This is a genomic window from Nodularia sp. LEGE 04288 (assembly GCF_963896525.1).
Taxonomy (GTDB): domain Bacteria; phylum Cyanobacteriota; class Cyanobacteriia; order Cyanobacteriales; family Nostocaceae; genus Nodularia.
The window spans coordinates 1-15,147 of sequence record NZ_CAWQOY010000147.1 but is presented as its reverse complement, the minus strand read 5'-3'; the positions used below and the strand labels follow the sequence as shown (position 1 = coordinate 15,147).

Sequence of the window (15,147 nt, the reverse complement as noted above, 5' to 3'; positions counted from 1 at the left end):
CCCCCTGCTCCCTGCTCCCTGCTCCCCTGCCTCTTCCCCTCTACTCCCCACTTCCCTCTTCCAATCGCCTTTGCCATTCAGCGTCAATTTGTGCAGAACGCTCAATTTCTTGATCGATTAAGTCGGTTTCGCTGGAATATACTAAATCTTCACTACCGATCACCTTTTCTGTGGCAAACTGCTGTGCGTAGTCAATTTTTCGCTGTAAAGCATCATCTTGGTTTGTTAATAGTCTAGATCGGGACAGGCGATCGCGATTGCGTGCAGCAATTTTTTTATTGCGCCATTGAATCCAAAAATAACGCACTAACGGTACACCCAAGAAACCTGCGCCGTAACCCAACAACAGCCAATAAATACCTTTGACAAAAGCGACTAATCCGCCTAATTGGGCAGCTGCTGTACCATCCGCTATCAAACCTCCTAAGATTAAAGCCGCCACAAAGTTGAGTACACCCAAACCAGCCGACAGCATAATCTGTCCTGAACCCGCCGCACTAAAACGCCAAGGATATTCTTCCAGGTGCGTTGGAACTGACTGATGACGAGTCTTAGTTGCTTTCACTTGCAACTCTGGGAAATAATAGACAATCTGCCCTTCCGGACTTACCTCTGGTTGCCCATTAAATCGAATCAGCACCGGCAGCATATAATCTTCATAGTCTTGTGTATAACTTGCACCAAGATTATCCAGATAAGGAGCAATTTGTTCTGCGACTACCGCACCCTGATTATTCCGAATCACAGCCCCAATTTCTTGCCATCGGCGTTCTTCTAAATTGGCATTCGGATTACCATCACCAAACAAAAACGAAAATACAGCCTCAAAGAAATTCAAATTGCTTTCTTGGCTTCTTTGTTGGTGTCTTTGGTACTGCCGTTCTTGTTGGCGATCGCGATAATTGGGGCTAAAATACCAAAATAAATCCGGGAAAGGGAAAAAGAATAACCCCCCACCCCTAGAACTGCTACCCCTACTGTCGCCGTCGCGGTCTGAGTTGGAGGCAGTAACAATGATAAAGATGGTAATAGTTATCAGGACAATAGAAGCAATTAAGAAAATAGCAAAAGAAATCCGAATCAGGTAAAAAAGAACTTCCCAGACCTTTTTCCACCATTCCCGCAGCCGGATCTGAAAGTATTTATTACGTAAAACATCGCGGAAATTTCGCGGAAATTGGTAAACAATATCACCTGTTTCCGCTACTTGTAAATGTCCGCCAGCATCAGAAGCCAGAGCCAATAACCCTTGCCCAGCCTCGGCGAGATTCAAGCCAGCCTGACTTGACACATCACCAACAGTAACTCGGTAGCCCAGTTTTTCAACAGCTTGCATGATGGTGGGATTGGGAGTCACTACTCTTCCCTCCTGTTAAAATTTAGTTTAATCTTTCTTAAGTATAAAGTTTTATTTTAGCTGGGGAGTGGGGGAGAAGAGGCAGGGGAGCAGGGAGCAGGGAGCAGGGGAGCAGGGAGCAGGGAGCAGGGGAGAGAAGACGGTAACTTCCCAATGACCAATGACTAATGACCAATGACCAATGACTGTAGCTTTTAGTGCCACTTCCCTCATGTTATGATTATTGAGCTTGGCTTGGTTAATCAGCAATTTTTCAGTTCTAAATATGGTTCAGTATACTCTCGCTCAAAGCCCAGAAATTATCCTCACTGTTTCTGGAAAAGACTCAGCTAAAGCCCGTGAAAAAGCTATGGATCAGCTGATGGAATTGATGGACGCTGGTAAGCTGACCACGGAATTGGAAGAGGGATTTGGTCCTCAACAATTAATTGAGGTCAAGGAACCTGCTAATGATTCGGCTAGTGGCGAGGACAGCATTACACAAGCTGTCCAGATTTTGAATAACCTAGCCACACTCAAGCTGAAGGTGCAGGAATCACGCGCTGAGGCACTAGAAATTCGTAAGGCTGTGGATGTCCTGTTTTTAGATAATTCCGTAACTGAAGAGGAAATTGCTCGTCTGAAGGAAGGTTTTAAAGTCCTGAAAAACTTTGCCCAGGCTAATTTGCGCTACCAGGAAGCACGAGCTAAAGCCGAACACGCACGCGAAGTTTTGGATCAAGCTTTAAAATCTCCTGACGAATAGTTACCTATGTTGCACCGAGTTATTCAACTGTGAATTGATCATCTTTTGCCTCAAGGCGATCGCCTCAGCGTTTCCCTAGAAAGGATATTATACATTCACAGATCCGCCCAAGCGGGTAGGCGCTTGATATCCAAAAAAAGAAGGAGCAGATTAATCTACTCCTTAAAATGCTGGGGCGCTAGGATTCGAACCTAGGGATGGCGGGACCAAAACCCGCTGCCGTACCACTTGGCTACGCCCCATCGATTGACTTGAATAACTATAGCATCTTCTCCCCGTGTAATGTCAAGTACCTTGAGCATAAATTTAGGAGAATAATCTAAATGCTAATTTGCATCTGCTTTTTTTGACTTACCTCCTCTCTCCTTCAGGAAGCTACAGTGTACACACAAGTGATTTGATCCCCCTAAATCCCCCTTAAAAAGGGGGACTTTAAGAAATTTTCCCCCCTTTTCAAGGGGGGCTAGGGGGGATCGAAACGCTGTTAGGTAACTTGATAAGACTTGTGTGTACACCGTAGCCTTCAGGAAGAGCATTCCTTAACGCTTCATTGGGTCGATGCTCCCGAAATATTGAATGATGCAAAAAAAAACTCTATCAGACGCAAAGCAGCAATATGAACAAGCTACAAATACAAAAGATAGAGATAAAGCGATGGCGCTGCCCGTCGGAGGCGATCGCTACTAGCTATGCTAAGTACCTTCTCGGTTTGCTGCCAAAAAGCCACTAAAAGCTTCCGGCATAACCTATAGAGAGATCAAAAGACTATCTGACCAACTTGCGGCGACGACCTAATAGACCAAAAACACCAACACCGAGTAGAGTCCCAAGACCAACGCTAGGCTCAGGCACAACAACAGATGTGAGTCCAATAAGACGCTGATCGCTACTGATACTGTTTACTAAGGTAGCTGCACCTGTGTCCAAGTTGATGGTATATAGATTGGAACCAGATGCGGAGGTGGGAGTAGCTGCAAAAAAGGCAGTATTCACCCCATTTGCTGTGAAGATGTCAAACCCTGCGGCCGAGCTAATGTCGAAACCTAGCGAACCTACTAGTACCTGAGTGCCATTATTTGGAGGGTTTTGGATGAACAATGCATCGCTGATATAGTCAACGGTGTACAACGTGGTTCCAGTTGCCGGGTCATTGTCAGCATTAGTGTATGCCGCAGCAGTGATGTTGGGATCTCCTGGGTTCAATGTCCCATCAAGAATAACTGCACCAGTCTCTACATTGATGCGGTAATTTTGGTCATTGTCACCAACGACCCGTAGACGATCAGGAACTGGGTTGAAGTCTACTCCAGAAATAGTCCCGCCGTTGAAGGGTACCGAGAGGGTACTTACAAAAGAAGCAGCACCAGTGTTAAGGTTAATGCTGTATAGATTGTTGGTATTCGTGAGGCCATAGATCAGATTGTTAGCTGGGCGACGGTCAATGCCCAACAAAGAACCATCGACCCCAGTGACTGAGACAGTGCTAGTAATAGTGGGATTGTTGGAATCAAAAAGAACTAGACTGTTGTCTTCAGTTAATCCTACCAGACTAACAGCCGCCGCCTGTTTGGCGACGCTGACTAGATCAAATATCGTTGCTACTACCAGTGCAGTGATAACTGTACCTAAGTTAGTTAGTTTCATTTAAAAAGCCTTTAATGGGAAGTTTTACTGAGGTGATGAGCCAAATTTAGCCTAATGTGCAGTTAGCGTAAATATATTTACACAACTGTAAATTTCGCTTGAAATAAATATTACACTAACAAGGGAATGGAAACCGGAGATTGTGTTGAGAACCGGGTATTACCTCACCTTTCCACTTACATAGTCCCCTTGCGAGGACTAAAACTCATCTCCGACTACCCAGAGCTTTTTGTGGCTGGAAACTCGCTCTAGTTCAACTTGTGTGTATACCGGATACAAAAAAGGGGGAAGATTTTTTTCTTCCCCCAGTCCGTAATTTTTGTTGTTGTTTGGCTTGTTAGCATCTTTTAGGCGTTGGCGTAACATTTGCCTTTGTTTTTTGAGTTGGCGCTTTCTGGCTGAACCGCCTCTGCCTTTATCGTTTCTCCCTTCTCTACGGGGAGATTCCCATCTTTTAATTTGCATGGTTTTAGTTTTCTCAGAACGCGAGTAAGATATATGTCAAATTCAACATACATCGTTAAAGTGGGCAGGAGGAGAATCGAACTCCTATGACCGCAAGGCCGCCACATTTTGAGTGTGGTGCGTCTACCAATTTCGCCACCCGCCCTTGGGTGCAACTTTATTACTATAGCCTATTTTTTGACTTTGCAACAAGTAAATAAAAAATTTTTGTTTAGCTATCTGACTTTATCTGTGGGGAGTGGGAAATAGGGTGCGTTTAGCTCTTGGAATATGACGAAGCTAAACGCATAATCTAAGTCTCATCTATGGGGGTGCGTTGGTTGTGCAGCCGTCATGCAGACTACCAATTGCGCCACCTACCTTGGGATGTAATTTCATTTGTAGGCTTCACCCCATTACCTTGCAATAAAGATTGATATTCGGTGCTGCTAGACCAACGGTCAATTTCTCTAGCTCGTAGCACTGGGACTGGATGAGTTAATTGAGCTGTGCGAGCTTCTTTGACCATTTCACCCAGTTCGGTTTTACTAATATCGTCGTAAGCACGAGCTTGGGCAACAAAGGCATCTAAGTTCAGTTGCGGGGCGAGGATAGGTGAACCACCCGCTAACTTCATTAATACCGACATCACGACTTTGGGGTCTTGGGTTGCTAGCAATGCGGCGCGATCGCAGGTAAACTCAGCACAGCGTACCCATTCCAATAGTTGTGACTGTATGGCTTGGGCGACAAATGTGCCAACATTGGGTACAATTGAGGCTGCTAACACCAATATATTTACAGGCGTTAAATAAACGCTGTGGTCACATTTAAGATGCCCTAACTCATGGGCAATTACTGCCTGTATTTCCGCTGGTGTGAGCATATCAACCAAGGAGGTATGCAGCACAATAAAAGGTTGCTTACCCCGCATAGCAAAGGTATAGGCATTAGGAGCCGGATGTTGGCGGATGTATAACTGGGGAGGCTCTATATCCAGAATTTTGCAGGCTTCTAACAATAATTTGTATAAATCAGGTAGTTGCTTTTCACCCACCAGCACACTGGCGGCAATATTTTCTACATAAAAAACCTGTTCTGCCATTGGACCGAGCAAGTTTCGCACCATCATATCCAGACCTGGGATCTGCTTCAGAGATGTGGTGGCTTGTAGGTCTAATGGATGACGAAAGGAGTCGGCTTTTAAACCGATGAGCGGAGTTTTAAACAAGGACATGATATAGCAAGCTGGAAAAACAAAATATCAACAGCCTCCCATATTTAGTATAACGAGTGCTTCCTGACTGATTTCTCAGAAGTAAGAAGAATCGGGGGAAATAAGCAGGGGAGCGGGGGAGCGGAGAGCAGGGGTGAGTTGGAAATTACTTGACACTCCCGGTTGCTTAACAACCTTTCCTCTGGTCTTCTCCCCTGCCCCCTGCTCCCTGCTCCCCTGCCTCTTCTCCCCTGCCCCCTGCCCCTCTGCCTCTTCCTACTCCCTGATCTAAGTCGAAATAGAAGCTGGGGGAATACTGCTACTAGAAGTTAATTCTGTATCTGCTGGCACATCGCCCACGCGGAGAATTTTCGCTCCTAGTTGCTGTAATTTCAGATCAATCCGATCATAGCCGCGATCGAGATGGTGTAATCCCTGAAATATCGTTTGTCCTTCAGCTGCCAGTCCTGCTAAAACTAATGCTGCCGATGCCCGTAAATCTGTACCTATTACTGGTGCGCCCGATAACATCGGCACACCCCGGACGAAGGCAGCATTGCCTTTGACGCGAATCTCGGCTCCCAAGCGATTCAACTCGGAGGCATGACGCAGACGATTTTCAAAGACAGATTCATTAATCAGGCTGTCACCGTCTGCCACAGTCAGCAAGGCCATAAATGGAGCTTGCATATCCGTAGGAAAACCAGGATGAGGTAAGGTTTCAATATCCCTAGCTCTCAGAGTTTCTGCTGGTAGGATACGTAAGCAGTCTGGTGCATCCTCAATGATTGTTAAACCCATTTCCCGCAGTTTGGCAATGACTGGGATTAAGTGGTTTGGTAACACTGGCGACAGACTAATTTCTGAACGAGTGATGGCTCCAGCCACTAAGAAGGTTCCCGCCTCAATGCGATCAGGAATAATGCTGTAGTCAAGAGAGTGCAACTTTGGTACACCCACGATTGTAATCTGACTGCTGCCTGCACCCTGAATCTTGGCTCCCATCGCGTTACAGAAATTCGCCAGATCAACGACTTCCGGCTCCCGTGCAGCATTTTCGAGAATGGTTTCGCCATCTGCAAGGGTGGCGGCCATCATTAAAGTCTCCGTTGCTCCCACACTGGGACTATCTAGGTAGATTTTGGCTCCTTGTAATCTGCCACCACTACCTGGAACATAAGCATTACAAATGCCATGTTCAATCTGCACTTCAGCGCCCATTGCTTGCAGTCCTCGGACGTGCAAATCAACTGGTCTGGCTCCAATGGCGCAACCACCTGGTAATGGCATTTGTGCCGTTCCTAGCCGGGCTAATATTGCCCCTATGGCAAAAAAACTGGCCCGGAGTTGGGTAACTAGTTCGTAGGGCGCTTTTGATGTGGTAATTTCGCTGGCGTTGATATCTAAAATGTCGCCTTGTCTGGTGAGGCGAACACCTAAAGCTGACAAAACCTGACTCATCCGCTCTACATCCGCCAATAAGGGAACGTTGCGGATACGACAATCGCCTGAACACAGCAAGGAGCCAGCCATGATTACCAGTGCTGAATTTTTAGCACCACTAATTTTTACATGACCTCGCAAAGGATGCCCACCCCATATTTGCAAGACTGAGGAGTCTGCTTCCGGAGAAAGCTTGGCATCTGGTAAGCCGCTAGAAGGATTAATAAGCCTACCTCCAAAAAAAATAGGTAATTTTATAGGTTAGAAGTTGGTTTTGATTCTACAGTAAAGAGTTGGTTAGTCTACATTTTGTCGGACATCTTGTATAAAGAAATTTGGCTTTAGATATTAATTAAAGGCTGTAAGCAAGCTGTAGCAAGCTTTATGAGAATTTAACTATTTTAGCCAGCCGGGAAGGCAAGAAAGAACACAGATTCATTCTAAATTCGCACTTGACAAAAATAAATATTTAAGTAAAGATAAGAAGCTGTCGATAAAACATCGATACCAGCGGAACTGGCGGAATGGCAGACGCGCTAGATTCAGGTTCTAGTGCCGCAAGGCTTCCGGGTTCAAGTCCCGGGTTCCGCATATTAATTTTGGTTGAATCCAAAATCCTCAATTGTGTTAACTAGTCTACAAAACTCTTTAGTCAAACAAATCCGGAAGCTGCACTCTACCAAAGAGCGACATAAGCAGCAATTGTGTTTACTGGAAGGAACACACCTGTTACAAGAAGCTTGTGTGATGAATTATCCCCTGGTGACAGTTTGTTGTACCCCAGAATGGCAAATAGCCCACCCGGAACTCTGGGAAGAGGCTTGTAGCCACAGTGAAAGGGTGGAAATTGTTAGTCAGGAAGTTTTAACTGCGATCGCCACTACAGTCCAACCAGATGGTGTAATTGCCACAGCCCAACGGTTGATTAATCAAAATCAAGTCCCCTTTAATGGTTTAGTTTTAGCCTTGGAAACTATCCAAGATCCCGGTAATCTAGGGACGATAATTCGCACGGCGGCGGCGATTGGCGCAACGGGGTTATGGCTGAGTGACGATAGTGTAGATTTAGACAGTCCCAAAGTTTTGCGTGCTTCTGCGGGTCAGTGGTTTCGCGTCGCCACAGCAGTGAGTGAAGATTTGAAAGCGACAGTAGAACAAAGTCAGCAAGCCGGAATGCAGGTAGTTGCAACTTTACCCACGGCAAATTTAACTTATTGGGATGTAGACTGGCGAAAACCCAGTTTAATTTTACTGGGTAATGAAGGGGCTGGTTTGTCGCCAGATTTAGCCAGCATGGCTGATCAGCAAGTGAAAATACCCCTGAGTCCAGGAGTAGAGTCTTTGAATGTGGCGATCGCAGCTGCTTTAATGTTGTATGAAGCTCAAAGGCAAAAAATTTGTAATTCGTGAACCCTATTTTTTGTTTTTTTTGTCAAGATATGCTTCAATATCAGCAACGGCATCCTCCAACTCTGCTAAATCAATATCTATTAAATCTTCAATGAGTTCAGCTTCATCTCTACGGCTGTGATTCAGTTTTGGTTTCACTTCATCTTCAATGGAACGTTTTGGCAAGATAACCTCTAAATCCTCTAGAGATTCCTGAAACTTTTGGTCTGCGGCGTGGTGCTGATTTTGCTCCATAATAATAATTATTGATGTAAAACTTCTGATTTGGTAGCGTCATCTTGATGGCTATTTTTACATATGCAAATTTTGTATCATATATAACTTTAAGTTTTGTGTCTATCGGCAAAAAGCCAATAACACTGTATCAACTCTATACATTAAATATCTAGACGGCAAGTTTAGTCGCAATAAACCGCCGGGGTTTCAACTCCCTGATTATAGCGAACGTCGTTTTGAGAGGACTGGTGAGAGATTTCGGTCTATTTTTTTTAATTAATTTCTGCTATCTACCAAACAAAATACCACCAAATGTAATTCCCGGTTACCGTGATCAGAAGCACTTACCTAGCTAGGGTTTGCAAATGTTACCGAATAGGAATTTCAATCACAAATTTTGTTCCTTTTCCTACTTCAGAATAGCAAGTGAGTTTACCACCATGTTTTTCTACAACTATCTGATAACTAATAGATAATCCCAAACCTGTACCTTTACCTATTGGTTTAGTGGTAAAAAATGGCTCGAATAAACTAGAGTGGATTTCTTGTTGAATCCCTATACCATTATCTATAATATTAATTGCTACCCATTCATTGTCAATTTGGTTAGTGCAAATAGTAATCGTAGGAGTAAATAGTGAATCTTTAGTACTTTTTTCCTGAAGAGCATCAATGGCATTACTAATAATATTCATAAATACTTGATTAAGTTGACCGGAATAGCATTTTAATAAAGGTAAATCTCCATACTGTTTAATTAGCTCAATGGACACTTCTTGTGTCTTGATCTTATGACTGAGAATCAACAGTGTGCTTTCAATTCCTTCATGTAAATTTACTTCTTTATATTCAGATTCATCTAATCTAGAAAAATTTCGTAAAGATTTAACTATTTGGCTAATTCGTTTGGTTCCCATGTGCATGGAATTGATGATTTTTTGCAAGTCTTCTACCAAAAAATCTAGGTCTATATTTTTTATGCTTTCTTGAATATATAATGGGGGTTGAGTATACTCTTGCTGATATTGAGCCAAAAGTTCCAATAAATTATTAATATAGTTTTCTAAATAATTAATGTTGCCATAAATAAAATTAATAGGATTATTTATTTCATGGGCAATTCCAGCCACCATTTGTCCTAAACTGGACATTTTTTCAGTTTGAATCAATTGGCTTTGGTTTTCTTGTAACCTTTGTAAAGTATCTTGGAGTTGTTGCATTTGCTGATGAATAGTTTGTTCTCTTTTTACAAGTTCGTCAGCCATTAAATTAAAACTTGTGGCTAGGTCTCCTATCTCATCATTTGCAATTATTTTGGCGCGTTCATGGATATTACCTGCGGAAAATGCCTGAGTCGTTTTTCGTAAAAGTTTAATTGGATAAGCGATTGCTCTCCCCAAAAGAATTACTAATCCTACATCTATAACTAAAGCCAAAATAGCAATCACGCTTTGGATAAGCAAACTTTGCTGAAGTAAAGCATTTAAATCTGTCTCTGGAGTACCCCTTACTAATATGGCGATTGGTTTACCAGAGAAGTTAGAGACTGTCTTTGCAGCCATAGTATAGGTTTTACTCTGTAATTTTATCCGTTGAGCTACTTTTTTACCTGGGACTGCGATTGCAGCTTTAAGTAATGAATTGTCGGGTAAAGGGGTATCCAATAAAATTTCATCTGCATGAGGATAAATAGGAGAAGAACTTTTGTTGTTATCCGTAGCTAATGAAGCTGTAGCTAATTTAAAATCTCCCTCCCCTGGGAGCGAATAAATTGCACTATAACCGCCACCATAAGTTAAAACAGTTTCTTTGACTATGGGCAGTTTTTGGTTGACAATATCTCCAGAAACTAAAACTCCAATAACTTCCTGAGTTTCTGGCTCTTTTACTGGTGTAATTGTATAGCGAATCAATAGTTGCTGCGGTTTTATCTTGGGAAGTAGTGTTGGTGATTCCTGAGTTAATTCTTCCCAACTGATAATTTCACTAGACTTGATTTGTTGAGGATGAAGTAATACCTGGGTAACTAAATTATTGGGGTTAAAAATTTCACCACTGCGATCTCTATTAGCATTGACAATAATTCGTAAGTCCCTACCTACTAATGTCGCATATTCTATATTTCTAGCTTTGGTTTCATTCTCAAGAATCTGCTGGACTTGTTCCTTTAAATCTGGGTCTAATTTGGGTTCTCTTGCAGCAGCAATAATGGCAATGTTATCAGATTGTCCTCGAAATCCAAATCCCATTTGATCGATTTTGATATTATAATTAATCTCAGTTACAGCTAGCTCAGATTGAGCTTGGTTAACTAATATAGTCCGTCCTCCATTGATAATTAAAACTACTCCAACTCCCAAGAGTCCTACAATTGAAATTACTTCGGAGGAGAATAAACCAATTAATTGTTTGTGGCGAATTGGTAAGTTATAAAACCACTTTAACCCAGTGAAGTTTTTACCCATATTAATAAATGTGTAGCAATTGCCAAGGTAATTTAAGCATAAACAATAAATATAGCCATCCTATTTGATTTATGAATTTATCGAACCGCCAAGTCGCCAAGGTCGCCAAGTGAAGAAGTAAACAGGTTCATAAATGATTTAGGACTGCTATAGTCTCTTAACTGTGGAGAAAGATGCCTTTAGTTTCTTTCGGAAGAATAGTTTTAATTCCTGTGCATTTATACCAGAGAGAGTCAAAGACTATGAGATGTAGTGATAATTTTAGTTTAAATCTGGTTTTATGGTTTGTCCAATGTAATAGACTTATCCGAAAATTAGGTTTTCACCCTTGCTGTACAAGGCTTTGATACTCATTTGCGGATATGCCTACTGGTAATTTACGTCCTGGAGAAAAGCCTTTTTTTGTGATGGCATCAACTACAGGAAACGACAAAAAAAGCTTATTTATTTGTTGTAGAAGTATGATTCTGAAGCCGTTGTCTAATGAGTATTAGTTGCTCTTGGTTACTAATGGGGGAGCGTGGCGCTGGTAATTCAGTATTAGGCCAGTCGGGTAAATCATTGCAAGGACATAACAAGGCAGGCATCCCCACGCTTCGTATGGGTACTGGCATTTCACAACGGCCACAAGCCGACACTTCCCAAGCGGGTGTTAGGAGTTCGCGAATGGTTTCATTAGTACCTTCTAGGTAACAGTCGCCTGTGGTCTGGGAAAGAATTGTTTGCCAACATTCTTCAAATTCTTGACTGTAGCGATCGCCTTTCAGAACTGGTTGGGGCAGAAAGGTCGCCTTACCATTGCCAACTACGACTTTCTTACCCAACTGAAACCAGTAGGCAAGATACTCTTTAACTTCTTGTGTGGTTGCCATATCGAAATTTTAAAGTTTTTACCGGAGATTTTGCCGTTGGAATACTTAATTTTAAATTAAATTTTCAGAACTGGGTAATGGTGTCCCCAAAACGCTGAGATTGAGAACATGACCGCCAGTGACTAAATAAACAGGTTCACAAATTGCCCCTAACTGGCGGATAAGAGAACCCAAGCGATCGCGAAACAAGCGACCCAGGGGATAAGCTGGAATTACGCCCCAACCTGTTTCTTCAGCGACAAATACCATATCAGCCGCCACCAGTTGCACTGTTTCCAATAACTCAGCCTGGGTATTTTTCCAAGTATCCTGATCTTGTTCTAAAAGATTAGCTACCCAAGTACCCAAAGAATCAACCAAAAGGCAGGTATTTGGCTTGGCATCAGCTAGAGTAGCTGATAATTCTACAGGTACTAAAAGTGTAGACCAATCTGAGGGACGGCGTTTTTGGTGTTCTTGAATACGTTTGTCCCATTCGGCATCGGCTGGGTTTTCAATAGCTGTGGCTACGTAAACCACAGTTTTTCCTGACTGTATTGCCAGAATTTCTGCCCATTCGCTTTTACCAGATTTTGCCGGGCCTGTGACTAAAATGACTTTGCTCAAAGCTATATCCTGATTAATTGCTATTATTTGTTGCTAATAACTTTATCAAAGCTAAAATGAGCAACATTATGATTATTTATGCCAAAATTGGCAAAAGCGATCAACCAAACGACCCCATTTGGAAATATTCAACACTATTGGGGACTGCACATTTCAGGATATTTTTATGAAAACAGGTTTAAAACGTATTGAAGCAACTTTACATGATTTAGGGAATCGTAGCACTACCCCCACAGAAGCGGGTGATTCCTTAAAGTCGTCTTTTTCTTTTAGGATTAGCGTGGGAGCAACGGAATCTACAGCCAGTGCAGATGCTTCATCGGTAAAACAAACAGAGGAAGTAGGTACAGAATCCCCCAGTGAGTATTTTGCCGATCCGAATTTATTTCCTCAGCATAACTCTGTGCAAACCTTTCCAGCCCAAGATATGGGCGGCAAAACACCCAGCCTACCCAAGTTCAAAAATCCTAGCTTCAGTAGCCATCGCCACGGAGCTAATCCGGCATTAGCAATGAATATATTGCAAGAAATTCAGGAACATATCGCTGGTTGGCAGAGAGAACTCCAAACAAATTTGCAGCAAATTCAAGATATTTACTTAGAAGGCCCGATTGTGAATGGCTGGTTAGAGTCCAATCTCAAAGAACCAGAACAGGGAAAAACTGCTACACTTCGCCACGGGGAAGTTGACCAATTGATGGACTACGTAGAAGAAATTTGTACAACCAGTGGGAAGGTATCTGAGCAATCCGCCCAGACTGGCTATAGTCTACATGGTTTGGATGCTGCGGGTAAAGTCTGGTCGCGTCCTTGTCCATCAGAGCAGTTACCGATTGTGAGTATGGCGATCGCACGTCACCAAAAATTACGCCAACTTTTGGGGCGCAAGCAGTATTTAGAAACCCGCCTGAGTCAATTGGCAGAAACTCTGGTAGTTTTACACAGTAACATTCAACAGGTTTGAGTAGAACCGGGAAACGAGGTTTTACTGAAATTAACTCACTCAATTGAAAATCTATCCTATGCCAGATCACCAAATCTCTGCCATCATCTGCACTCACAATCGAGATTCCTACTTAGGTGCTGCGATTGATAGTTTGTTGGCACAGGATTTTACTGCTGAGTTTGAAGTTGTGGTCGTAGATAATGGGTCTAGCGATCGCACTCGTGAAGTGGTAGAACAAAGGCTGGGCGACCCTCGTGTTAAGTACGTCTTTGAACCCACCATTGGTTTATCTGTAGCCCGTAATACTGGAGCCAGAGTTGCGAGGGCGGAAATTCTCGCTTATTTAGATGACGATGCCGTAGCTAGTGTTTCCTGGCTGCAAGTCTTATATACTGCCTATCAAAATCATTCTCAACTAGCGATCGCTGGGGGGAAAGTGACTCTGTTATGGCCGCCCAACATCGAACCGCCACCCTGGCTATCTCCTGGGTTAGCCAGCAATCTAGGAGCATACGATTTAGGCGATCGGATGATTTACATTCAGCAGCCAGGTTTAACCCCTAGAGGCTTGAATTACTCCCTACGCCGCAGTTTTCTGGATGAAATCGGTGGTTTTGATCCTCATCTCGGTCGAGTCGGAAAAAACTTATTATCCAATGAAGAATTGCAAATGACAGAATTTGCCCTCCAGCGTGGTTGGCAAGTGGCATACCTTCCCGAAGCTTTAGTTGCTCACAATGTCGCTCCAGAACGCCTCAAACGCTCCTGGTTTTTAAATCGCGGCTGGTGGCAAGGTATTAGTGAGTGCTATCGAGAACAACTGGCTGGTCAAGCCGATATTGGTCAGTTGCAACGGGGTAGTGAGCGATTTTTGCGGGGTTTATACAAAGCATTAAAATATTTTGCCAATCCGGCAGAACGTTTTGACAAACTTGTGTATGCTTATGGGCAGATAGGTTACTTAAATGCTGCTATTCAAGGCTTACTATCAATTAATAAGAAGTCATAAATTTTATGTCATCTAAAATACTAGTTTCTCTAGTAAAAATTTTTTTCATGACAAATGACTAATGACAAATGACTAATGACCAATGACCAATGACCAATGATTAATGACCAATCTTTTGTAGATTTACGTAAATATGATCAATCCTGGTTTGATCGGGGGCGACCTAGTTGGTATATTTTTTTATGGTGGTTTGTGCAGGCGATCGCTTTTCCTCTAACTCCTCATTCTTTCAGTAGTTGGCGTTGTAGTATACTCCGAATATTTGGCGCTAAAATTGGCAAAAATGTATTAATTCGACCTACCGCCCGTTTCACCTACCCTTGGAAAGTTAGCATTGGCGACTACAGTTGGATTGGTGATGATGTAGTTTTATACAGTCTGGATCAAATTCGCATCGGTAAACATTGCGTAATTTCCCAGAAAAGTTATCTGTGTACTGGTAGCCATGATCTTGAAGATCCTGCCTTTGGGTTAAAAACAGGAAGCATTACCATTGGCAATGGGGTCTGGTTGGCAGCAGATTGTTTTGTGGGCATAGGAGTAGAAGTTGGTTCTAATGCCGTGATTGGCGCACGTAGTACTGTTTTTACTGATATGCCGGCTGGACAGGTGTGTTGGGGAAATCCTTGTCGTCCTAAGTATCCCAGACAGAAGAATCAGGAAACAGCAACCACGTAGAAGTGTTCCTAATTCCCAATTGCTAGGAGGGGATTTGATTAAGTAGGTCGGCGTAAATAATTATTGTTGGAATAAGGCAGGGGGCAGGGGGCAGGG

At 42.9% G+C, this 15,147-nt stretch carries 14 protein-coding genes and 3 tRNA genes; 6 read left to right on the top strand and 11 right to left on the bottom strand.

Features of this window, described 5'->3' with window-relative positions; translation table 11 throughout:
* Positions 1-40 precede the first annotated feature (40 nt).
* Positions 41-1,357 carry a hypothetical protein gene (locus tag AACX33_RS21085; RefSeq protein WP_194003530.1) on the bottom strand — a complete coding sequence of 439 codons (1,317 nt, stop codon included), beginning with the start codon at positions 1,355-1,357 and terminating at the stop codon, positions 41-43.
* 265 nt (positions 1,358-1,622) lie between these two features.
* On the opposite strand from AACX33_RS21085, the gene AACX33_RS21080 reads away from it, so the two are divergent.
* Positions 1,623-2,102 carry a hypothetical protein gene (locus AACX33_RS21080; protein WP_194003528.1) on the top strand — a complete coding sequence of 160 codons (480 nt, stop codon included), beginning with the start codon at positions 1,623-1,625 and terminating at the stop codon, positions 2,100-2,102.
* 170 nt (positions 2,103-2,272) lie between these two features.
* Here the strand turns inward: AACX33_RS21080 and AACX33_RS21075 are convergent.
* The 6 genes from AACX33_RS21075 to murA all read right to left on the bottom strand — a co-directional run bounded on the left by AACX33_RS21075 (position 2,273) and on the right by murA (position 7,074).
* A tRNA-Gln gene (locus AACX33_RS21075) sits at positions 2,273-2,344 on the bottom strand.
* Positions 2,345-2,867: 523 nt separating this feature from the next.
* Entirely contained in the window at positions 2,868-3,746 is an 879-nt protein-coding gene (locus AACX33_RS21070; protein WP_194003526.1) for a DUF4394 domain-containing protein, read from the bottom strand.
* Between the two features lie 198 nt (positions 3,747-3,944).
* Positions 3,945-4,211, bottom strand: a complete 267-nt coding sequence (locus tag AACX33_RS21065) for a hypothetical protein (protein ID WP_194003524.1) — start codon at positions 4,209-4,211, stop codon at positions 3,945-3,947.
* Positions 4,212-4,272: 61 nt separating this feature from the next.
* Positions 4,273-4,356 (bottom strand) — tRNA-Leu (locus tag AACX33_RS21060).
* Between the two features lie 195 nt (positions 4,357-4,551).
* Positions 4,552-5,427, bottom strand: coding sequence for a M48 family metallopeptidase (locus AACX33_RS21055; protein ID WP_194003522.1), 876 nt, complete (start codon positions 5,425-5,427; stop codon positions 4,552-4,554).
* Positions 5,428-5,694: 267 nt separating this feature from the next.
* Positions 5,695-7,074 carry a UDP-N-acetylglucosamine 1-carboxyvinyltransferase gene (gene murA / locus AACX33_RS21050; protein ID WP_194003542.1) on the bottom strand — a complete coding sequence of 460 codons (1,380 nt, stop codon included), beginning with the start codon at positions 7,072-7,074 and terminating at the stop codon, positions 5,695-5,697.
* Between the two features lie 285 nt (positions 7,075-7,359).
* On the opposite strand from murA, the gene AACX33_RS21045 reads away from it, so the two are divergent.
* Both AACX33_RS21045 and AACX33_RS21040 read left to right on the top strand, forming a co-directional pair.
* Positions 7,360-7,440 (top strand) — tRNA-Leu (locus tag AACX33_RS21045).
* A 33-nt stretch (positions 7,441-7,473) separates the two neighbouring features.
* Positions 7,474-8,259 (top strand): TrmH family RNA methyltransferase, encoded by a 786-nt coding sequence (locus AACX33_RS21040; protein WP_194003520.1) that lies wholly within the window; start codon positions 7,474-7,476, stop codon positions 8,257-8,259.
* 3 nt (positions 8,260-8,262) lie between these two features.
* Here AACX33_RS21040 and AACX33_RS21035 read toward each other — a convergent pair whose 3' ends face one another.
* The 4 genes from AACX33_RS21035 to cobU form a co-directional block, all read right to left on the bottom strand.
* Positions 8,263-8,493 (bottom strand): hypothetical protein, encoded by a 231-nt coding sequence (locus tag AACX33_RS21035; RefSeq protein WP_227789211.1) that lies wholly within the window; start codon positions 8,491-8,493, stop codon positions 8,263-8,265.
* 350 nt (positions 8,494-8,843) lie between these two features.
* The gene (locus tag AACX33_RS21030) at positions 8,844-10,940 is read right to left on the bottom strand and encodes a sensor histidine kinase (protein ID WP_194003518.1); all 2,097 of its coding nucleotides are present in this window, start codon (positions 10,938-10,940) and stop codon (positions 8,844-8,846) included.
* A gap of 440 nt (positions 10,941-11,380) precedes the next feature.
* Positions 11,381-11,812, bottom strand: coding sequence for a hypothetical protein (locus AACX33_RS21025; RefSeq protein ID WP_194003516.1), 432 nt, complete (start codon positions 11,810-11,812; stop codon positions 11,381-11,383).
* A 51-nt stretch (positions 11,813-11,863) separates the two neighbouring features.
* Positions 11,864-12,418 carry a bifunctional adenosylcobinamide kinase/adenosylcobinamide-phosphate guanylyltransferase gene (cobU, locus tag AACX33_RS21020; RefSeq protein WP_194003514.1) on the bottom strand — a complete coding sequence of 185 codons (555 nt, stop codon included), beginning with the start codon at positions 12,416-12,418 and terminating at the stop codon, positions 11,864-11,866.
* Between the two features lie 166 nt (positions 12,419-12,584).
* Here cobU and AACX33_RS21015 point away from each other — a divergent pair, with 166 nt between their 5' ends.
* The 3 genes from AACX33_RS21015 (at position 12,585) to hpsU (ending at position 15,051) form a co-directional block, all read left to right on the top strand.
* The gene (locus AACX33_RS21015) at positions 12,585-13,382 is read left to right on the top strand and encodes a hypothetical protein (protein WP_194003512.1); all 798 of its coding nucleotides are present in this window, start codon (positions 12,585-12,587) and stop codon (positions 13,380-13,382) included.
* Between the two features lie 58 nt (positions 13,383-13,440).
* Entirely contained in the window at positions 13,441-14,373 is a 933-nt protein-coding gene (locus tag AACX33_RS21010; RefSeq protein WP_194003510.1) for a glycosyltransferase family 2 protein, read from the top strand.
* A gap of 96 nt (positions 14,374-14,469) precedes the next feature.
* Complete coding sequence (hpsU, locus tag AACX33_RS21005) at positions 14,470-15,051, top strand: hormogonium polysaccharide biosynthesis acetyltransferase HpsU (protein WP_194003508.1); 582 nt, start codon at positions 14,470-14,472, stop codon at positions 15,049-15,051.
* The last annotated feature ends 96 nt before the right edge of the window (positions 15,052-15,147 follow it).